Annotated in this window: 18 protein-coding genes; 8 read left to right on the forward strand and 10 right to left on the reverse strand. The window is 64.7% G+C overall.

Annotation, left to right across the window (positions count from 1 at the left end; translation table 11 throughout):
* Nucleotides 1-129: 129 nt before the first annotated feature.
* Nucleotides 130-390: a hypothetical protein gene (locus IVA92_RS03630; RefSeq protein ID WP_247277783.1), complete on the reverse strand. Its 261-nt coding sequence runs from the start codon at nucleotides 388-390 to the stop codon at nucleotides 130-132.
* Nucleotides 391-532: 142 nt separating this feature from the next.
* Between IVA92_RS03630 and IVA92_RS03635 the strand changes: the two genes are divergently transcribed.
* Nucleotides 533-2029 (forward strand): sensor domain-containing diguanylate cyclase, encoded by a 1497-nt coding sequence (locus tag IVA92_RS03635; protein WP_247277784.1) that lies wholly within the window; start codon nucleotides 533-535, stop codon nucleotides 2027-2029.
* A gap of 172 nt (nucleotides 2030-2201) precedes the next feature.
* On the opposite strand, the gene galU is transcribed toward IVA92_RS03635, so the two are convergent.
* Nucleotides 2202-3077, reverse strand: coding sequence for a UTP--glucose-1-phosphate uridylyltransferase GalU (gene galU, locus IVA92_RS03640; protein ID WP_247277785.1), 876 nt, complete (start codon nucleotides 3075-3077; stop codon nucleotides 2202-2204).
* Between the two features lie 200 nt (nucleotides 3078-3277).
* On the opposite strand from galU, the gene IVA92_RS03645 reads away from it, so the two are divergent.
* Nucleotides 3278-4675 carry a lytic murein transglycosylase gene (locus IVA92_RS03645; protein ID WP_247277933.1) on the forward strand — a complete coding sequence of 466 codons (1398 nt, stop codon included), beginning with the start codon at nucleotides 3278-3280 and terminating at the stop codon, nucleotides 4673-4675.
* Nucleotides 4676-4845: 170 nt separating this feature from the next.
* Complete coding sequence (locus IVA92_RS03650) at nucleotides 4846-6540, forward strand: SGNH family hydrolase (protein ID WP_247277786.1); 1695 nt, start codon at nucleotides 4846-4848, stop codon at nucleotides 6538-6540.
* 74 nt (nucleotides 6541-6614) lie between these two features.
* Here IVA92_RS03650 and IVA92_RS03655 read toward each other — a convergent pair whose 3' ends face one another.
* The gene (locus IVA92_RS03655; protein WP_247277787.1) at nucleotides 6615-6983 is read right to left on the reverse strand and encodes a CsbD family protein; all 369 of its coding nucleotides are present in this window, start codon (nucleotides 6981-6983) and stop codon (nucleotides 6615-6617) included.
* Between the two features lie 64 nt (nucleotides 6984-7047).
* The gene (locus tag IVA92_RS03660) at nucleotides 7048-7785 is read right to left on the reverse strand and encodes an SDR family oxidoreductase (RefSeq protein ID WP_247277788.1); all 738 of its coding nucleotides are present in this window, start codon (nucleotides 7783-7785) and stop codon (nucleotides 7048-7050) included.
* Between the two features lie 97 nt (nucleotides 7786-7882).
* Between IVA92_RS03660 and IVA92_RS03665 the strand changes: the two genes are divergently transcribed.
* Together IVA92_RS03665 and IVA92_RS03670 are read left to right on the forward strand one after the other, a co-directional pair.
* The gene (locus tag IVA92_RS03665; RefSeq protein ID WP_247277789.1) at nucleotides 7883-8662 is read left to right on the forward strand and encodes an SDR family NAD(P)-dependent oxidoreductase; all 780 of its coding nucleotides are present in this window, start codon (nucleotides 7883-7885) and stop codon (nucleotides 8660-8662) included.
* A 97-nt stretch (nucleotides 8663-8759) separates the two neighbouring features.
* The gene (locus IVA92_RS03670) at nucleotides 8760-9647 is read left to right on the forward strand and encodes a TauD/TfdA family dioxygenase (RefSeq protein ID WP_247277790.1); all 888 of its coding nucleotides are present in this window, start codon (nucleotides 8760-8762) and stop codon (nucleotides 9645-9647) included.
* Nucleotides 9648-9808: 161 nt separating this feature from the next.
* Here the strand turns inward: IVA92_RS03670 and IVA92_RS03675 are convergent, their stop codons facing one another.
* Nucleotides 9809-10453 carry a YqgE/AlgH family protein gene (locus IVA92_RS03675; RefSeq protein ID WP_247277791.1) on the reverse strand — a complete coding sequence of 215 codons (645 nt, stop codon included), beginning with the start codon at nucleotides 10451-10453 and terminating at the stop codon, nucleotides 9809-9811.
* Nucleotides 10454-10594: 141 nt separating this feature from the next.
* Between IVA92_RS03675 and IVA92_RS03680 the strand changes: the two genes are divergently transcribed.
* The 3 genes from IVA92_RS03680 (at nucleotide 10595) to IVA92_RS03690 (ending at nucleotide 14059) form a co-directional block, all read left to right on the forward strand.
* Nucleotides 10595-11434, forward strand: a complete 840-nt coding sequence (locus tag IVA92_RS03680; protein WP_247277792.1) for a protein-disulfide reductase DsbD domain-containing protein — start codon at nucleotides 10595-10597, stop codon at nucleotides 11432-11434.
* 247 nt (nucleotides 11435-11681) lie between these two features.
* On the forward strand, nucleotides 11682-13049 hold the full coding sequence (locus IVA92_RS03685) for a flippase (protein WP_247277793.1): 1368 nt from the start codon (nucleotides 11682-11684) through the stop codon (nucleotides 13047-13049).
* Nucleotides 13050-13234: 185 nt separating this feature from the next.
* Nucleotides 13235-14059: a sulfite exporter TauE/SafE family protein gene (locus IVA92_RS03690; protein ID WP_247277794.1), complete on the forward strand. Its 825-nt coding sequence runs from the start codon at nucleotides 13235-13237 to the stop codon at nucleotides 14057-14059.
* A gap of 219 nt (nucleotides 14060-14278) precedes the next feature.
* Here IVA92_RS03690 and IVA92_RS03695 read toward each other — a convergent pair whose 3' ends face one another.
* The 5 genes from IVA92_RS03695 to cysW all read right to left on the reverse strand — a co-directional run bounded on the left by IVA92_RS03695 (nucleotide 14279) and on the right by cysW (nucleotide 18853).
* Nucleotides 14279-15067: a 3-hydroxybutyrate dehydrogenase gene (locus IVA92_RS03695; protein WP_247277795.1), complete on the reverse strand. Its 789-nt coding sequence runs from the start codon at nucleotides 15065-15067 to the stop codon at nucleotides 14279-14281.
* Nucleotide 15068: 1 nt separating this feature from the next.
* A complete protein-coding gene (locus tag IVA92_RS03700; RefSeq protein WP_247277796.1) occupies nucleotides 15069-16244 on the reverse strand; it encodes a DUF3734 domain-containing protein in 1176 nt (391 codons plus the stop codon).
* 77 nt (nucleotides 16245-16321) lie between these two features.
* Entirely contained in the window at nucleotides 16322-16825 is a 504-nt protein-coding gene (locus IVA92_RS03705) for a CAP domain-containing protein (protein WP_247277797.1), read from the reverse strand.
* Nucleotides 16826-16914: 89 nt separating this feature from the next.
* Nucleotides 16915-17952 (reverse strand): sulfate ABC transporter ATP-binding protein, encoded by a 1038-nt coding sequence (locus IVA92_RS03710; protein ID WP_247277798.1) that lies wholly within the window; start codon nucleotides 17950-17952, stop codon nucleotides 16915-16917.
* On the reverse strand, nucleotides 17942-18853 hold the full coding sequence (gene cysW / locus IVA92_RS03715) for a sulfate ABC transporter permease subunit CysW (RefSeq protein WP_247277799.1): 912 nt from the start codon (nucleotides 18851-18853) through the stop codon (nucleotides 17942-17944). Before cysW ends, IVA92_RS03710 begins: the two co-directional genes overlap by 11 nt.
* Nucleotide 18854 lies beyond the last annotated feature (1 nt).

Raw genomic sequence — 18854 nt, forward strand, 5'->3', positions numbered from 1 at the left:
CATCGGCCGCTCCTTCCAACTCAGGAGCCACCTTCAGAATCGATTTCTGCCCAATTCGCAATGCCTTACAGAGAACGCTCACATGCGATTCCCCTGCCCTCCAGGGGAGGGTGGCAGCGCGCCGCTGCACTAACGCCGCCGCTCGCTCTTCTTCCTGAACCGGACGCTCACACCGTCAGGCATGCGCGTCGCCACGAAGCCGGCGGCGAGGCAGGCTTCGCGTTGCGGCATCTGGATGTCGGGGCTGCGCAGGCTGTCCCACCAGGAGGCACGATGCGCCGCGCGCGGCAGAGCCGCGCCGATGATCTCCTCGATCTGCTCGAAGCTCAGCACCAACTCATCCTGCTTCTGCCGCATCAGATAGTCGCGCAACGCGTCGTAGTCGTTCACAATCGTCCTCTCGTCCCGCTCGCATGAGGCTGCCCAAAACCGTGCGCCTCATAAACCGATTCTTAACTCATTGCGGCAAGGCCGTCCTGCCTTAAACACTACTCAAGCTTTCGGGCGCATCCACTAGGATCGGGAGCAAGCGATGCTGTCTCGATGGCGCGAAGTCACGGCCCGCCGGCCGTGGCGGATTTCGGCGAAGCTGCTGATCATCTCGTCCGTGGTGACGGTGATCGGCTTCTCCGCCATTTGCGTCAATGTGATGCTGGACATGCGCCGCGGCGAGGAGTCGCTCGCCCGCCAGACCCTGGAGAATTTGGCGACGACCATCGAGTCCGACGTCAGCCGCAACATCGAGATTTATGACCTGTCGCTGAAGGCGGTCGCCGCCAACATGCTGCTGCCCGAGCTTGCGACGGTCTCGAAGCCGATCCGTCATCTGATCCTGTTCGACCATGCGACCACCGCGAGGCATTTCGGCGCCATCCGGGTGTTCGATGCCGAGGGCCGGCTGACCATCGACGCCTCCACCCTCGACCCGCTGCCGGAGGTCAGGAGCGAGGAAGATTACTTCAGGGTTCATCGCGACAATCCGGACATCGGGCTCTTCATCAGCCGTCCCATGCTGTTTCGTGGCGCCTATTCCATCGTGCTAAGCCGGCGCGTCAGCGATACCGACGGCGGCTTCATGGGCGTCGTCGCCGGCTCGATCCGATTCAGCTATTTCCACGAATTGTTCGAGCGGCTGAACCTCGACCCCGACGACAGCATCACCGTGCTGAAGCGCGACCGCACCATCATGATGCGACGGCCGTTCGATCTCGACGTCATCGGCAAGAATCTCGGAACGCAGCAGAGCTGGAAGGCCGACAATCTCAAGGCCGGCGGGTCCTATGCCGGCCAGGGTCCGGTAGACGCGACGCCGCGGCTCTATTCCCGAAGCGGCGACAGCGGGCCGCTGTTCGTGGTGGCGGGCAAGCCGCTGACCGCCGTGTTCGAGCTCTGGCAGAGGGAAGCCTATCGCATCGGCGCCGTGGTCCTGGCGCTGATCCTGTTCATGCTGGCCTCGACGCTGGTGCTCGCGCGCGAGATTGGCCGACGTGCCGAGGCCGAGCACAAGCTCGAGGAGATGGCGACGACGGACGCGCTCACCGGCCTGAAAAACCGCCGCAAGTTCGATTCCGTCATCGACGTCGAATGGCGCCGCGCGATGCGCCAGAAGGCGCCGGTCGCACTGTTGATGATCGATGCCGATCACTTCAAGGCTTACAATGACACGTTCGGTCACCAGGCCGGCGACCAGGTGCTGGTCGGCATCGCCATCTGCATTTCCGACTCGGTGAGCCGCGCCGGCGACTGCGCCGCGCGCTACGGCGGCGAAGAATTCGCCGTACTGCTGCCGAACATTTCGGCCGCGGATGCCTACAAGATCGCCGAGACGATCCGGCTCAAGGTGCAGGGCTGGTCCGACGATCAGGCGAGCACAACGGTCTCCTGCGGCATCGCCAGCCTCGTTCCCAGTGCCGGCATGGACTGGCCGGTCCTGGTCGCCGCCGCCGACAAGGCGCTCTATGCCGCCAAGGCCGGTGGGCGCAACCAGTCGGTGGTCGCGAGCTTGCCGCAGTTGTCGCTGGTGGCGTGAGACGGCTGCCGTCGGCGACGAGCAGCGTGCCTAATTTCGGTGTCGTCCCCGGCTAAAGCCAGGCCCCCTTACCCAAAAAGAGTCGTGGCACGAGCTGATCACCACGCGCCTGCGCCAAACACCGTCTCGGGGTAATGGTCCTGGAGCGCTTGTCCAGGACGACGCGAAGGAGCTACTGCCCCAGATACTTCTTCATCTCCGCGATCAGCCCATCGCGCAGCTCCGGGCGCTTCATGCCGTAGGCGATGTTGGCGCGGAGGAAGCCGGGCTTGGAGCCGCAATCGTGACGCTCGCCCTCGAACTCGACGCCATAGAATTTCTGGGCCTTGGCAAGACCGATCATGGCGTCGGTGAGCTGGATCTCCCCGCCGGCACCGCGCTCCTGGGTTTCGAGGATCTTGAAGATCTCGGGCTGGAGGATGTAGCGGCCGGTGATCGAGAGGTTGGAGGGCGCGGTGCCCTTGGCCGGCTTCTCGACCATGCCGTCGACCTCGAACATCTTGCCGTTGCGCTTTCCGACCCCGCAGATGCCGTATTGATGCGTCAGGTGATCGGGCACCGCCTCGACCGCGACGAGATTGGATTTCTCGCCGAGCGACGATGCCATATCGATCATCTGCTTCAGGCAACCCGGCGTGTTGAGCACGAGCTCGTCCGGCAGCACGACTGCAAACGGCTCGTTGCCGACGATGTCGCGCGCGCACCAGACCGCGTGACCGAGGCCGAGCGGCGCCTGCTGGCGCGTGAAGCTGACGGCGCCAGCGTCCGGCTGGTTCTGCGCCAGGATCTCCTGCTCGGCCGTCTTGCCGCGCGCCTCCAGCGTCGCGTCGAGCTCGAACATCCGGTCGAAATGATCTTCGATGACGTTCTTGTTGCGGCCGGTGACGAAGATGAAGTGCTCGATGCCGGCCTCCTTCGCCTCGTCATAGACGTACTGGATCAGCGGCTTGTCGACGATGGTCAGCATTTCCTTCGGCATCGCTTTGGTGGCGGGCAGGACGCGGGTGCCGAGGCCGGCGACGGGGAATACGGCTTTGCGAATTTTCATGGGATCGATCGAATACCTGAGGACGTGAACACAGCAATGGCATCTTGCTAGCCTGTTTGCAGCCGCCAACAAAGGCGGATGTGGGGCCTCGCCCCGACAGAGTTAAGAAAAAGGCCGTCACCAAAATTTCACCTTTGTTAAGCTATTGGCAACGCCTACCAGGCCTCCTGATGGCGGAATTTCAGGCCGATGGGTGGGACATGATGCAATCAGTGGCACGACTGGCAGGACGGACTGGGTCCGTGACCGGCGCGACGATGATTGCGGCGGCTTTGCTGCTGCCTGCATGCGCGCACGCCCAGGCGCAGAACGGCCTATCGAACCTGTTCGGCGGCATCTTCTCCGCCCCGAACGCGGCGCCGTCGCAAGCCTTGCCCGGCCCCGGCAGCGCACAAACTGGAGCTCAACCTTGGAGCGGCGAGGACGGCGCCTCCGGCCATCCGCTGATGACGGCCGCTGCGATCCGCGAGGCCGCGGGCAATTTCAACAATTGTGTCGCCGCGATGTGGCCGGATGCCGCACGCCGCAGCATCACGCAGGAGAATTTCCAGCGCTTCACCGCAGGCCTCAGCCCCGATTTGCGCATCATGGATCTGATGGACTCGCAGCCGGAGTTCACCAAATCGATCTGGGACTACCTCGACATTCTCGTGAACGACAACCGCCTCGCCAAGGGCCGCGAGATCCTCGCCACATACAAGGCGCAGTTCGACGCCACCGAAAAGGCCACCGGCGTCGACCGCTACATCATCGCCTCGATCTGGGGCATCGAGTCCAATTACTCGACGCAGATGGGCGACCGCAGCGTGCTGCAATCGACCGCGACGCTCGCCTGCATCGGCCGCCGCCAAACCTATTTCAAGGACGAATTCCTCTCCGCGCTGGAGATCCTCAACCGCGGCGATCTCAGGCCTGAGCAGCTGCGCGGCTCCTGGGCCGGCGCCTTCGGCCCGACCCAGTTCATGCCGACCGCATTCAAGCGCTTTGCCGTCGACGGCGACGGCGACGGGCGGCGCGACGTCGTCGACAATCCGACCGACCTGATCGCGTCGACCGCCAACAATCTGAAGAAGGACGGCTGGCAGGCCGGCCAGACCTGGGGCTACGAGGTCGTGGTGCCGCAAGGCTTCAACTACATGCTGGCCGACCGCGCCAAGGCGATGACGATCGCCCAATGGGAGAAGCTCGGGCTGAAGCGCCCGAACAACCAGCCCTTCCCGCATCCGGCCGAGAAGGCCTATCTGCTCGCGCCGGCCGGCGCGCAAGGACCAGGCTTCCTGATGCTGCAGAATTATCGCGTCATCATGAAGTACAATCCGGCCGAGGCCTATGCGCTGGCGATCGGGCATTTCGCCGACCGCTTGCGCGGCGGGGGCCCCTTCGTGCAGCCCTGGCCGCGGCAGGAACGGGAGCTGTCGCGCACCGAGCGGCTGGAGCTGCAGCAGCTGCTGGCCCAGCGCGGCTTCTACAAGGGCACCCCGGATGGCCAGTTCGGCGGCCAGACCCGGGAAGCCCTGCGCAATTTCCAGGCCTCAATCGGCGTGCCGGCCGACGGTTTTGCCTCCTCCGACGTGCTGGACCGGCTGCGCGGGCGGTAAAATCGCGCCCAAAGTAACCCTGAACAGGGATTTTGGCAGGCAGCCTTGACCGGGGCGGCTGTTCCCCGGTGTATGGCAGAAGATTCTGCAACAGAATCTGCCCGTTTGGCGCCTGATTCCGTTATTATATTCGAGCCACTTCCAATCCCATTGCACGTGCCCGAGATCGCATGTCGAAGAAGTCCCTGTTCAAGGCGCTGACCGAGACCGGCCCATTGATCGCGCTGGGGACGGCGCTTGCGATCCTGGTGTCCGTCGCGGCCCCGGCCTCGGCGCAATTCTTCAACTTCCCCGGCTTCGGCGGCCCGCCACAGCGCGCGGCGCCACCGCCACCACGTGGTGGAGGTGGCGGCGGCTGGTTCGGCGGCGACTTCTTCGCACCATTCCAGCAACAACAGCCGCAGGCGCCGCGCCAGGATTTTTCGCGCGCGCCGGCGCCGGCCAAGCGCGACACTATCCCCGACAAGAACGTGCTGGTGATCGGCGATGCCATGGCCGACTGGCTCGCCTATGGCCTCGAGGACGCCTACGCCGAGCAGCCCGACATGGGCGTGATCCGCAAGCACAAGACCACCTCGGGCCTCATCAAGTACCAGCCGAAGGGCGAGCCCGCGGATTGGGCGGCTGCGGCGAAGGGCATCCTCGAGACCGAGAAGCCCGAAATCATCGTGGTCATGCTCGGCCTCAACGACCGCATCGCGATCCGCGAGCCTGTGGCCGACAAGTCGGACAAGGCCTCTGACAAGGACAAGAAGAACGACAAGGGCGCGCGCGGCAAGCCACCGGGCAAGCCCGGCGATGCCAAGCCCGACACCGCTGCCAAGCCTGAGGACAAACCCGCCGCGGATACTGACCTGCCGCAGGATGACGCCGACAACGCCGATACGCCGGCAGCCGCTGCGCCGGAGAAGACGGCGCGCAACCCGAATGGTCTCTACGAATTCCGCGACGAGCGCTGGATCGAGCTCTACGGCAAGAAAATCGAGGAACTGGCCAACGTGCTCAAGGCCAAGGGCGTGCCGGTGCTCTGGGTCGGTCTTCCCGCCATCCGCGGGCAGAAGGGTACGGCGGACATGCTGTTCCTGGATTCGCTCTACCGTGAAGGCGCAGCCAAGGCCGGCATCACCTATGTCGACGTCTGGGACGGTTTTGTCGACGAGGCCGGTCGCTTCCTTCAGAAGGGTCCGGACTTCGAAGGCCAAATTCGTCAGCTCCGCAGCTCTGACGGCGTCTATTTCACAAAACCCGGCGCGCGCAAGCTCGCGCACTATGTCGAGCGCGAGATCACGCGCCTGCTTGCGGGCCGCTCCGGTCCGATCGCACTGCCGAGCGAGCCGGCGACGCCCGACACCAGCGCCGAGCCCGGCAAGCCCGCGCCGCGGCCGCTGGCCGGACCGATCGTGCCGCTGGTCGCGGCCTCGATCTCGACCGATCAATTGCTGGGCGGGCCAGGCTCGCGTCCGGCCGCGGTCGATGCGCTCGCTGCGAAGACGATGGTGAAAGGCGAGCCGCTGAGCGCCCCCGCCGGGCGCGCCGACGACTATGCCTGGCCGCGCCGCGAAGTCGGACGCGAGCAGGCCAAGGGCGATACGCCGATGGCGACGACGACGCCTGACGGCAGCGCTGCTCAGGGTTCACCGGGGGCGGCCGCCGCAATCGCGCCGCCAAAGCTCGCGCCGAAGAAGCCGCAGCAGCTTCCGCCGCAGCAGCCGGCACAGGCAGCGCCGTCATTCCGGGATTTCTTCGGCTTTGGCTCTCCGCAGCCACCGCGTCAACTGGCGCCAGCCCCAGGCTCCCGCAATCCGAATCCGGCGATCCCGCGGCCGCCGGGCAATGTCGGGCGCGCGGCGGAAGCGATCCGGTAAATCGTATCTCTGATTTGAGTCGTCATTCCGGGCGCGCGGAGCGCGCGCCCCGGATGACGGGTCTAGCTGTTAGCCTAATAGCGCCAGCGCGGCGGCGGACGGCGGGCGGGGCGCGACATCAGAAGCGCGAGTGCAAAGCCGATGCCGGCCGCAGTCAGCAGCGCGCCGAGCGGGTTGTCCTGCACCTTGCGGGCGATGGCTTGCGTGCCGTCGCGGAACGTATCGCCGCTGGCCTCATAGGCATCCTTGGCGTAGCTGGAGGCCGTGTCCGCAGCTTCGCGCGCCGCGTCCTTCGCCTGGCCGTACAGGTTCTGCACCGTGCCTGCGGCTTCCCGTGCCTTGCCTGAGGCCTGCGTTTTGGCGTCGCCCGCCATCTCGCCCACGGTGCCTTCCACGCCGCCTGCCATTTCCTTGGCTGATCCAATGATCCGATCCGCGTCCATGATAATCCTCCTCGGTGATCAGCCGAAGTAACCGATCAGAAGCAGCGCGGTTCCTTGCCATGGCCTACAGAATGAGGCCGCCATCGACGACCAGCGTCTGCCCCACGATGTAGGACGACAGCGGCGAGGCCAGGAACAGCGCCGCGCCCGCCATGTCGGCCGGCGTGCCCAATCGCCGGAGCGGGATGCGCGCGAGCGCGCCTTCGAGCCGCTTGGGATTGTCGGTGGTCATCTTCGTCATCTTGGTGTCGACCAGACCGGGCGCGATGCCGTTGACGCGGATGCCGTCCTCGGCCCAGGCCTCGCCCAGCGTACGTGTCAATCCGACAGCGCCGGTCTTCGAGGCGTTGTAGGCGGGATTGCCCATGGTGGAATGATAGGCCGCGGTCGAGGACACCATGATCAGCACGCCCTTCGCATCCCGCAGCATGGAATGAAACCGCGTCGCGCAGGCCATCAGGCTCATCAGATTGACCTCCACGACCTTGCGGAAGCCGGCCATCTCGAATTCGCCGCGGCGATAGAGCACCGCGCCTTGCGCGAGCACCAGGATGTCGAGCCGCTCGAAGGGTGGCTTGAACGCCTCGATCGCCCCGGCATTGCTGACGTCGAGCTGAGCGAAGGCGAGGCCGGTGAGATCAGAGCCTTCCTCAATCGAATAATCCTCGGGCCGAGCGCGCGTGCCGCAGACGGCGACATGCGCACCCCTGGCGCGAAAAGCTTGCGCAATGCCGTTGCCGATACCGCTGGAACCGCCGACCACCAGCACCTGCCTGCCTGAGAAATCGAGCTCGTTTGCCATCGCGGCCTCCCGCTTGTTTTTGCTTGTTTGACCTGTCTGCGGATCGATGCCAGCCTTGTCAATCATAACAAGAACAAGCAGGGCGCGAGGAAGCAGCATGTCCGAATTCAAACAGCTCAGCCGGTCAGTAAAGGGCCTGACCGTCCTCGTCACCGGCGCGGCCAGCGGCATGGGACGCGCCACCGCGCGCGTGTTCGCCACCGAAGGTGCGAACGTTGCCCTGACCGATTATGACGAGCAAGGCGCGCATGCGGTTGCCAAGGAAATCGCGGCAAGCGGCGGAGCAGCGAGGGCGTGGAAGCTCGATGTTGCCGATGGCGACGAGATCAAGCGCGTGGTCGGCGATGTCGCGGCGCATTTCGGCGGGCTCGACATCGTCGTCAACAATGCGGGCATCTCAGTGCGGGTCGCGATCGATGACGAGGCCTATGAGGACGCATGGGCCAAAGGCCTCGCCGTGATGCTGACGGCGCATCCGCGCGTGATCCGCGCCGCGCTGCCGCATTTGCGCAAGTCGAAGTGCCCGCGCATCCTCAACATCGCCTCGACCGAGGCGCTCGGCGCCACTGCCCTGCACAGCCCCTATTCGGCGGCGAAGGGCGGCGTTGCGAGCCTCACCCGTTCGCTGGCGGTGGAGCTCGGCCGCGAGGGCATCACCGTCAACTGCATCTGTCCCGGCCCGATCCGCACGGCCATCACCGATCGCATCTCGGAGGAGCACAAGACCATCTACGCCAAGCGCCGCACTGCACTCGGCCGTTACGGCGAGCCCGAAGAGGTCGCGCATGTGACGCTCAGCCTGTGCCTGCCGGCCGCCTCCTTCATCACCGGTGCGGTGATCCCGGTCGACGGCGGCCTGATGGCCCGGAACGCGTAAGAGCCATGCGCGCGGCGCGTTGACATCGCCGGGCGCGGGAGGCATTTTTTTCGCAAACGGAGCGGGAAAACTGCTCACAGATGCGGGAGAAATCGCCATGACGATCGCCATCCGGCAGCTTCAGAAGCATTTTGTCGGCGAGGTTTCGGGCCTCGATTTGCGCAAGCCACTCACGGCGGATGAGGCGCGCGAAGTCGAGGCCGCGATGGACAAATATGCGGTGCTGGTCTTCCACGATCAGGACATCACCGACGAGCAGCAGATGGCGTTCGCGCTGAATTTCGGCCAGCGCGAGGATGCGCGCGGCGGCACCGTCACCAAGGAGAAGGACTATCGGCTGCAATCCGGCCTGAACGATGTCAGCAATCTCGGCAAGGACGGCAAGCCGCTGGCGAAAGACAGCCGCGCGCATCTGTTCAATCTCGGCAACTGCCTCTGGCATTCCGACAGCTCGTTCCGTCCCATCCCGGCAAAATTCTCGCTGCTGTCCGCGCGCGTGGTGAACCCGAAGGGTGGCAACACCGAATTCGCCGATATGCGCGCGGCCTATGACGCGCTCGACGACGAGACCAAGGTTGAGATCGAGGACCTCGTCTGCGAGCACTCGCTGATGTATTCGCGCGGCTCGCTCGGCTTCACCGAATACACCGACGAGGAAAAGGAGATGTTCAAGCCGGTGCTGCAACGTCTGGTGCGCACGCACCCGGTGCATCGCCGCAAATCGCTGTACCTCTCATCGCATGCCGGCAAGGTCGTCGGCATGAGCGTGCCGGAGGGCCGTCTATTGCTGCGCGATCTCACCGAGCACGCGACGCAAGCAGAGTTCGTCTACGTCCACAAATGGAAGCTGCATGACCTCGTGATGTGGGACAACCGCCAGACCATGCACCGCGTCCGCCGCTACGACCAGTCGCAACCGCGCGACATGCGCCGCGCAACGGTGGCGGGCACCGAGCCAACGGTACAGCAGCAGGCGGCGGAGTAGCGCGTCATTCACGATGCGTGGTCATCGCCCGGCTTGATCCGGGCGATCCAGTACTCCGAGACGGTTGTGATCGCGCCGATAGGCTGCGGCGTACTGCATGCCCCGATCAAGCCGGGGCATGACAGCGAGGGTGACGTACGACACCGGACGACGGCTAACAACTACGCGTGCCCGGCCTCGTTGGAGAGCATGCCGGGATCAATGCCGATTTTCTGCAAAGCGCGGTTGTATTTGTCGTCGACGTCGTCGCCGAAGATCAGATCCGCGTCCGCGTCGCAATGCAGCCAGCCGTTGCTCTGGATCTCGGTTTCGAGCTGGCCCGGCGCCCAGCCGGCATAGCCGAGCGCGAGGATGGCGTGCTTGGGGCCGGAGCCGTTGGCGATCGCGCGCAGGATGTCGACGGTCGCGGTGAGGCAGACGCCATCGTCGATCCGCAGCGTCGCATTCTCGATGTAGAAGTCGCTGGAATGCAGCACGAAACCACGGCCGGTGTCGACAGGACCGCCGCGCAGCACCTTCATGCTTTCGGCATTTTCCGGCAGCTTGATGTGCTCGCCCTTCTTGATGATGCCGAGCTGCATCAGGAGCTCGGGGAAATCGATGGAGCCCGCGGGATGATTGACAATGATTCCCATCGCGCCTTCGGCGGAATGGGCGCAGAGATAGATCACGGAGCGCTCGAAACGGGGATCGCCCATCACGGGCATTGCAATCAGGAGCCGGCCGTCGAGATAACCGGCCGAATTGGGGAGCGCGGGGCCTGCGCTGCGGGTGCTGTCGCCCGTCCTCTTGCCTGTAGGAGCCATGGTGAAGCACTCCGGTTTCAATTCCTATCCTGATGTCGGGCCCGGCCGCTGTCAAATCAAGGCTTGCAGAGACCTGGTTCAGATGCATCCATCACAAGCAATTCAATGGTTTGCCCTAGGGCGCCCCTGTAAAGACGTGCCATGACCAGCATAGTTCCCCTGCGTGCGGCGATTGGCGTCGCGACAACCCTGATCGCAGCGTCGCTGGCATCCGCAGCCCGTGCCGACGACGCTTCGCCGTGGCAGCGCGACGGACATTCCGCAGTGCGGCTGGTTGCGGGCTCGCGCAGCGGCGCTGTCCTGCTTGGCGGTATCGCGTTCCAGCTCCAACCGGGATGGAAGACCTACTGGCGCGTGCCCGGCGACTCCGGCGTTCCGCCGCGGTTCGACTTCTCCAAGTCGGACAATGTCGAAGCGGTGACCGTGATGTGGCCGGCGCCGCTGAAGTTCGACGACGGCGCGGGCGGCCATTCGATCGGCTACCGCGACCAGATCGTGCTGCCCCTGCGCATCGTCGCCAAGGCCGCCGACAAGCCGGTGACCTTGCGCGCCGAGATCAACTATGCGGTGTGCGAGAAGCTCTGCATTCCCGTCGAAGCCCGCGCCGAACTCGGCTTCAACAGCGTCGCCTCGACCGAGGACGCCAATCTGCGCGCGGCGCTGGACACCGTGCCCAAGCCGGCCAATATCGGCGATCCCAATCCGCTTACCATCCGCGACGTCAAGCGCGAGGGCAACAAGGTGGTCGTCGACGTGGTCGCGCCGGCGGACGCGCGCAACATCAATCTGTTCGTGGAAGGGCCGACACCCGATTGGGCGCTGCCGATTCCGGCCCCGGTCCATCACAGCCCGCCGGACGTGAAGCGATTTTCCTTCGAGCTCGAGGGGCTGCCGCCGGGCGCCAAGCCCGACGGTGCGGCGCTGAAGTTCACGCTGGTGGGACCGGACAGGTCGTACGAGTTCAATACGAACTTGGAGTAGCGTCGTCCCAACCCGAGCCGTGGTCCGGGACAAGCGCAGCGAATCGGAGCGCGGACCCACTACCCCAGGGAGTAGTGGTGGCGCGAACTCGTCGCCCCGAGCCTTCGTCCAACTTCTCCCTGGGGCAACGGGTCCTGGCCTTCGCCGGGACGACGTTGCGGTTTCTACAGCACGCCCACCCAACCGAATCTTAACGAGTGGTTGCTAATTCCCGGGCCTGCCGCAGTATGCGGACGGGGAACTCGAATTGGCCGTGATGGATGCACAACCCGCAACGACCGGACCAGCCGGGTTGATCGCGCGGCTGCGCGGCACGCTGACGGGCGGCTCGAGCGAGGCCTCGCTGACGCGGCGGCTGGCCGCCATCATCTTCGTCATCCGCCTCATCAGTGCAGGCCTCGCCTATGTCTCGCAGATTCTGCTCGCGCGCTGGATGGGCACGTCCGACTACGGCATCTATGTCTATGTCTGGACCTGGGTGCTGCTGCTCGGCAGCATGATGGATTTCGGCATCTCCGCTTCCGCGCAAAAGATCATTCCGGAGTACCGCGCCAGCGGCGCGCACGCGTTGCTGCGCGGCTTTCTCTCCGGCAGCCGCTGGCTCACCTTTATCGTCTCGGCGCTGGTGTCGCTCGGTCTTGCCGGCATCGTCAGGCTGCTGTCACCCTGGATCGATCCGGCCGAGGTGCTGCCGCTCTATATCGGCTGCATGACGCTGCCGGCCTTCGTCGTCGCCAACACCCAGGACGGCATCGCGCGCTCGCACGACTGGATGCAGCTCGGCCTGATGCCGCAATTCATCATCCGACAGGCGCTGATCATCGGCATCACGGCGTGCGCCTTCCTGCTCGGCTATCATCTCGGCGCAGTCGCTGCGATGGTCGCGAGCCTAGGTGCGGTGTGGATCGCGATGGCCGGGCAGATGCTGGTGCTGAACCGCAAGCTCGCCGATCACATCGAGCCGGGCCCCAAGGCCTACGACATCGGCGGCTGGCTGGCCGTCTCGCTGCCGATCCTGCTGGTCGAGAGCTTCTACCTGCTGCTGTCCTACACCGACGTGCTGGTGCTCCAGCAGTTCCGCTCCTCTGACGAGGTCGGCGTCTATTTCGCCGTGGTGAAGACCCTGGCGCTGGTTTCCTTCATCCACTACGCGATGTCGGCGACGACGGCGCATCGCTTCGCCGAATACAACGCAAGCGGCGACAAGGCGCGGCTGTCTGCCTATGTGACGCACGCCATCAGCTGGACGTTCTGGCCGTCGCTGGCGGCGACCATCGTGCTGCTTGCGTTCGGCAAGCCGCTGCTCTGGCTGTTCGGGCCGCAATTCACCGTTGGCTACGATATCATGTTCGTCGCCGCGATCGGGCTGGTGGTGCGCTCCGCAATCGGGCCGGTGGAGCGGCTGCTCAACATGCTGGGCCAGCAGAAGATCTGCGCGCTCGCTTATGCGCTGGCTTTCGTGATGAACGTCGTGCTCTGCATCGCGCTGGTACCGCGCTACGGCGGCCACGGCGCCGCGGCCGCGACCTCGATCTCGCTCACCTTCGAGACGGTGCTCCTGTTCTGGATCGTGCGGCAGCGCCTCGGCCTGCACGTGCTGGCGTTTGGCAAATAGCGACCCGCGACCCTGCTCCTGGGGAACGGCGCGTTCGCAGCATGCATGGGAACGAAGCGAAATTCCTACCGATTTGCCGTCCGCAGCATGATTTTTCTTATTGGACCCAGGCAGTTGCATGCGGGAGGAATTTCATTCTACGTCGTGTTGCTCAACCGACGAGATCCACCTAAGATTCCCCTGACATGTTTGATCCACTCTACGTCGCCTCTGGATTCGGCGTCGGCTTGCTCGTCGGCATGACCGGCGTTGGCGGCGGTTCGTTGATGACGCCGCTGCTGATCCTGTTGTTCGGCATTCATCCCTCCACGGCGGTCGGGACCGACCTGCTCTATGCCGCCGCCACCAAGACCGGCGGCAGCGTGGTGCATGGCTGGTCGCGTAGCGTGCACTGGCCGGCGGTGCTGCGACTCGCCTGCGGCAGCATTCCAGCGAGCGCGGTGACGCTGCTGGTGCTGTGGAAGCTCGACCTCAGAAGCGATTCCGAGCGTAGCCTCGTCAATCTCGTGCTGTGCTTCGCGCTGATCCTGACTGCGACGTCGCTGATCTTCCGCAAGGCGATCATGGATCGCTACCGCAAACGCCTCGAGCAGGTCGACGAGCGCACCACCGCGATCGCGACCGTGATCACCGGAATCGTGCTCGGCGTGCTGGTCTCGATCTCGTCGGTCGGCGCCGGCGCAGTCGGCGTCACTGTGCTCCTGCTGCTCTATCCGCGCCTGCCGATGGCGAGCATCGTCGGCTCCGACATCGCCCATGCGGTGCCGCTGACGCTGGTTGCCGGCATCGGACACTGGGCGCTCGGTGACGTCGACTGGGCGCTGATGGGCGTGCTGCTGCTGGGCTCGCTGCCCGGCATCATCGTCGGCAGTTTTAGCGCAACGCGCGTGCCCGAGACGGTGCTGCGCCTGACGCTGGCGAGCGTGCTGTTCGTGGTCGCCGGCAAGATCATGTTCGCGGAATTGAATTTGTCGTCGGCGATCGTGACGGCGCTAGCGTGGACGCATTAGCCAGAGACCGCGCCCCACTCTCAGTGTTATCGCCCGGCTTGACCGGGCGATCCAGTATTCCGAGAAAGCTGTGATTGAATCGATAAGCCGCGGCGTACTTGATGCCCCGGTCCCGTCTCCGCCAAGGCTACGCCGGGGCCACAAGGGTACTCGGCCCGCCGGAGCTTTAGCGAAGGCGGCAAGCCGGGGCATGACAGCGAGCTAGCTGAACCGCGCGAACTACTCCGCCGTCCAGCCGCCGTCGATCGACAGATTGCTGCCGGTGATCTGCGCGGCATCGTCGCTGCACAGGAACAGGGCGAGCGCGGCAACCTGCTCGGAGGTGACGAACTCCTTGGTCGGCTGCGCGTCGAGCAGCACGTCGTTGATAACCTGCTCGCGCGTCAGATTGCGCGCCTTCATCGTGTCGGGGATCTGCTTCTCCACCAGCGGCGTCCAGACATAGCCCGGGCTGATGCAGTTGCAGGTGATCTTGTGGGTCGCGACCTCCAGCGCCACGGTTTTGGTGAGACCGGCGATGCCGTGCTTGGCCGACACGTAAGCCGATTTGAAGGGCGAGGCGACGAGTGAGTGTGCAGACGCCGTGTTGATGATGCGGCCCCAGCCCTTCTTCTTCATGCCGGGCACGGCGGCACGGATGGCATGGAAGGCCGACGACAGGTTGATGGCGATGATCTGGTCCCACTTCTCGAGCGGAAACTCCTCGATCGGCGAGACGAACTGGATGCCGGCATTGTTGACGAGAATGTCGACCGAGCCAAACGTCTTCTCGCCCAGCGCGATCATCCCGGCGATCTCGGCGGGCTTGGTCATGTCGGCGGGCGAGTAGATCACCTTGACCTTGAACTCGGATTCGATCTTGGTGCGCTCCTTCTCGATGTCCTCGGGCGAGCCGAAGCCGTTGATGACCACGTTGGCGCCGGCGGCGGCGAAGGCGCGTGCGTAAGCGAGCCCGATGCCGCTGGTCGACCCGGTCACGACCGCGTTCTTGCCTGACAGACTACCCATTCTATTCGCTCCTTTTTGCCGGGGGTGCGGTGACGTCCCCCGTGAGATCGTAGGTCACCATGGTCTCGCCGGACTGCGGCTTATCGAGCCAATCCTTGTGGCGCATCGACAGATGCACGTCGCGCACCCCGGCTTCCCAATGCTCGACCATGGCGACATGCGAGAAGTCGTAATCCTTGGACGAGGATTCGTAGTTCTTGCTGCGATAGATCAGATGCACCACCGTGACGGTGCTTTCGCGCGAGGCTTTCGCGAGGAATTCGACGGACGGATCGTTCTTCAGGTAATCCGGCAACTTGCTGATGAGATCTCGCACGGCCCTGCGGGCGTTGTGCAGCTGCTTGTTCTTGTCGGTGTTCATCCGCGTGCGGCTGGAATAGCGGATGTCTTTCTCGCGCTCGGCGGCTTCGAGCAGCGAGGTCGGCAGATCGCCGCGCGCGGAAAACAGGTCGACCTGGAAGATCAGCATGTCGCGGTCGACCTCGGCATCGAGCACGTAGTCGAGCGGCGTGTTGGAGGCGATGCCGCCGTCCCAGTAATGCTCGCCCTCGATCACGACGGACGGAAAGCCCGGCGGCAGCGCGCCGGAGGCCATGATGTGCTCGGGCCCGATGGTCTTGCCGAGCTTCTTGAACGCGTAATTGTCGAAATATTTGAAGTTGCCGGAGGTGACGCCGACCGCGCCGACGGACAAGCGCGTCTTCAGATCGTTGATGCGGTCGAAATCGACCAGACGCTCCAGCGTTTTCTTGAGCGGCGCGGTGTCGTAATAGCTTTCCGCCTCGGGGTGCCCCGGTGGCCAGAGCGGCGCCGGCGGAACGCGGGGTACGAAGAAGCCGGGCACGCCGAAGGTCGCGATCAGCGCTGCGCTCGTCGAATTGAACAGCTCGCGGCTGCGATCGCTCTTGCCGATCGGCTTCCACGGCACCGGCGCCGACACCATCTCCCAGAATTCCTTCAACCGCTTGACGCGGGTATGGCCCTCATTGCCGGCGATGATGGCTGCGTTGATAGCACCGATCGAGATGCCGGCGACCCATTCCGGCTCGAAGCCGTAGCCGCATAGCGCCTGGCAGGCGCCGGCCTGATACGAGCCGAGCGCGCCACCGCCCTGGAGGACCAGGACGCGTTGCGCATTCGCGGGGATGCTGGCGGTATCAGGACGATGATCTGTCATGAGGGAACAATAGCAAAAGGCAAGCCACCGTGGCGACACTGCGCCGCGGCGTCAATGCATCCGGGATCAAGTCTGGCTTATCGAGGGTCCGCCGAAGCCAAGATCATGGTCCAGAACACCTTGTATTTGGTGCCGGGAGCATAGCCCGCTGCGATGCCAAGTTTTGTGACACCGCTTTTGAGCATGTTGGCGCGGTGGGGTGGCGAGTCGCGCCAGCCGGAAAACGCTTCGGCGAGCGTATGATAGCCGGCCGAGACGTTCTCGACCGCCACGGTCGCGGGATAGCCGCCGGCGGCGAGCCGCTTGGCGAGTGGCGCGCGAACGTCATGGTCCATCTTGTTGGCGGCCGCCATAGCCTGGGACTGGGATTCGGCGAGCCGCATCAGATCGGGATCGATCACGACGGTGCTGAGCCCGTTGTTCTGGCGATATTGCGAGATCATCACGGCGGCAGCCTGCGCATCGAGCTTGGCGCCCGGGACCGCCATGTCGGTATACATGGACGGCTGCTGGACCGGCGCTTCGTTGCCGGCGCAGCCGGCTAGAAGCAAAGTGATGGATATTGCGGCCGCAGCGCGCATCAATCAGGCCCCCAAATGAGGGGCCGTTGTTGCATATCAACCGTGGCTGAAAGGTGAATTTTGAGGAAAATTTGACCCGACGAGGCGGCTCAAGCGCCCGCAAATATGCGGTAGCGGCGCGGCTCCAGCCCAATCGTGTCGCCGGCGCGCAGTTCCTTGTCGCGGGGGGCGTCGATCTCGATGGTCTCGCCACCTGATAGCGCGACCTCGGCGCGCTGCACGGGACCGAAATTGCGGACATGCCGAATCGCGCCCTCGAAGGCGCCGCTGCCGGGCGGGCCCACCAGCATGTCGTGTCGCCGCACGAACAGTTTTGACGCGCCAGGCGCAAGCCCGTCCGCGGCAAGCCGCAGCGGCCGGTCGCCGAGCCTGATCACGCCGCCCTCGACCTGGATCGGCAGCTCGATGGATTCGCCGATGAAGCCGTGGACGAAGGCGGTCGCCGGACTTTCGTAGACGTCGTCGGGCGAGCCGATCTGCTCGATTCTGCCCTTGTCCATCACAACGACGCGGTTGGCGACTTCCAGCGCCTCTTCCTGGTCATGGGTGACGAAGATCGAGGTGACGTTGATCTCATGATGCAGTGAGCGCAGCCATCGGCGCAGCTCTTTGCGCACCTTGGCATCGAGCGCGCCGAAGGGTTCGTCGAGCAACAGGATGCGCGGCTCGATTGCGAGCGCGCGGGCGAGCGCGATGCGCTGGCGCTGACCGCCGGAGAGTTGGCTCGGATAGCGGTCGGCAAGCCAGTCGAGCTGCACGAGATCGAGCAGCTCCTTCACCCGCGTACGGATCGTGGCCTCGTCCTTGCGAACCGCGCGCGGCTGCACGCGCAGGCCGAAGGCGACGTTCTCGAACACCGTCATGTGGCGGAACAGCGCATAGTGCTGGAACACGAAGCCGACATGCCGTTCGCGCGCGCCCTGCGCCAGCGCGTCCTCGCCGTTGAAGGAGACGTCGCCAGCGTCGGGCCAGTCGAGGCCGGCGATGATCCGCAGCAGCGTGGTTTTGCCGGAGCCGGAGGGGCCGAGCAGCGCCAGCAGCTCGCCGTTGTCGACCTTAAGATCCACGCCGTCGAGGGCTTTAAAGCTGCCGAACTTCTTGACGAGATTCTTGACTTCAATGGTCACGGGGCTCGTGTCCTTCGTTCAGGTGACGTTCGAGAACAGTTTTTGCGATCAGCGTGATCAGCGCCAGCATCGCCAGCAGCGAGGCGATCGCAAACGCGGCGACGAACTGGTACTCGTTGTAGAGGATCTCGACCAAGAGCGGCATGGTGTTGGTCTCGCCGCGGATATGTCCGGAGACGACCGAGACAGCGCCGAACTCGCCCATCGCGCGGGCGTTGCAGAGCAGGACGCCGTAGAGCACGCCCCATTTGATGTTGGGCAGCGTGACCCGGAAGAAGGTTTGCAGACCCGAGGCGCCGAGCGAGATCGCGGCCTCCTCCTCCTGCGTGCCCTGCTCCTGCATCAGGGGGATCAGTGCGCGCGCCACGAATGGGAAGGTCACGAAGGTGGTGGCGAGCGCAATGCCGGGCACCGCGAACAGGATCTGGATGTCGTGCTCACGCAGCCAGCTGCCGAAATAGCCCTGCGCGCCGAACAGCAGCACGAAGACGAGGCCCGAGATCACCGGGCTGACGGAGAACGGCAGGTCGATCAGCGTAATCAGAAAGGTCTTGCCCTTGAAATCGAACTTGGCGATGGCCCAGGCGGCGACGAGGCCGAACACGAGATTGAGGCCCACTGAAATCGCGGCGACCAGCAGCGTCAGCCTGATCGCGGCCAGCGCTTCCGGTTCGGCGAGCGCAGTGAGATAGGCGATGACCCCCTTCGAGAGCGCCTGTGCGAACACCACGACCAACGGCAGCACGACGAAGACGGTGAGGAAGGTCATCGCCAGCGCGATGATGGTGATGCGCACCGCCTTTGGCTCGGTGCGAAGGCTGTCGCGCGCGGCAGCCGCATGGGCACGTGCCTTGGCGTCGGGGGCCGGGAGAGAGACCGAATCTGCAATCTGCATCGTCATG

The organism is Bradyrhizobium sp. 154 (assembly GCF_023073875.1).
Classification (GTDB): Bacteria; Pseudomonadota; Alphaproteobacteria; order Rhizobiales; family Xanthobacteraceae; genus Bradyrhizobium.

What these genes read in the sequence shown, in the direction of transcription:
- IVA92_RS03700 (WP_247277796.1), bottom strand. Translation starts at nt 16,244, where the DNA reads ATGACAGATCATCGTCCTGATACCGCCAGCATCCCCGCGAATGCGCAA.
- IVA92_RS03670 (WP_247277790.1), top strand. Translation starts at nt 8,760, where the DNA reads ATGACGATCGCCATCCGGCAGCTTCAGAAGCATTTTGTCGGCGAGGTT.
- cysW (WP_247277799.1), bottom strand. Translation starts at nt 18,853, where the DNA reads ATGACGATGCAGATTGCAGATTCGGTCTCTCTCCCGGCCCCCGACGCC.
- IVA92_RS03695 (WP_247277795.1), bottom strand. Translation starts at nt 15,067, where the DNA reads ATGGGTAGTCTGTCAGGCAAGAACGCGGTCGTGACCGGGTCGACCAGC.
- IVA92_RS03680 (WP_247277792.1), top strand. Translation starts at nt 10,595, where the DNA reads ATGACCAGCATAGTTCCCCTGCGTGCGGCGATTGGCGTCGCGACAACC.
- IVA92_RS03705 (WP_247277797.1), bottom strand. Translation starts at nt 16,825, where the DNA reads ATGCGCGCTGCGGCCGCAATATCCATCACTTTGCTTCTAGCCGGCTGC.
- IVA92_RS03645 (WP_247277933.1), top strand. Translation starts at nt 3,278, where the DNA reads ATGATGCAATCAGTGGCACGACTGGCAGGACGGACTGGGTCCGTGACC.
- galU (WP_247277785.1), bottom strand. Translation starts at nt 3,077, where the DNA reads ATGAAAATTCGCAAAGCCGTATTCCCCGTCGCCGGCCTCGGCACCCGC.
- IVA92_RS03635 (WP_247277784.1), top strand. Translation starts at nt 533, where the DNA reads ATGCTGTCTCGATGGCGCGAAGTCACGGCCCGCCGGCCGTGGCGGATT.
- IVA92_RS03690 (WP_247277794.1), top strand. Translation starts at nt 13,235, where the DNA reads ATGTTTGATCCACTCTACGTCGCCTCTGGATTCGGCGTCGGCTTGCTC.
- IVA92_RS03665 (WP_247277789.1), top strand. Translation starts at nt 7,883, where the DNA reads ATGTCCGAATTCAAACAGCTCAGCCGGTCAGTAAAGGGCCTGACCGTC.
- IVA92_RS03675 (WP_247277791.1), bottom strand. Translation starts at nt 10,453, where the DNA reads ATGGCTCCTACAGGCAAGAGGACGGGCGACAGCACCCGCAGCGCAGGC.
- IVA92_RS03660 (WP_247277788.1), bottom strand. Translation starts at nt 7,785, where the DNA reads ATGGCAAACGAGCTCGATTTCTCAGGCAGGCAGGTGCTGGTGGTCGGC.
- IVA92_RS03655 (WP_247277787.1), bottom strand. Translation starts at nt 6,983, where the DNA reads ATGGACGCGGATCGGATCATTGGATCAGCCAAGGAAATGGCAGGCGGC.
- IVA92_RS03650 (WP_247277786.1), top strand. Translation starts at nt 4,846, where the DNA reads ATGTCGAAGAAGTCCCTGTTCAAGGCGCTGACCGAGACCGGCCCATTG.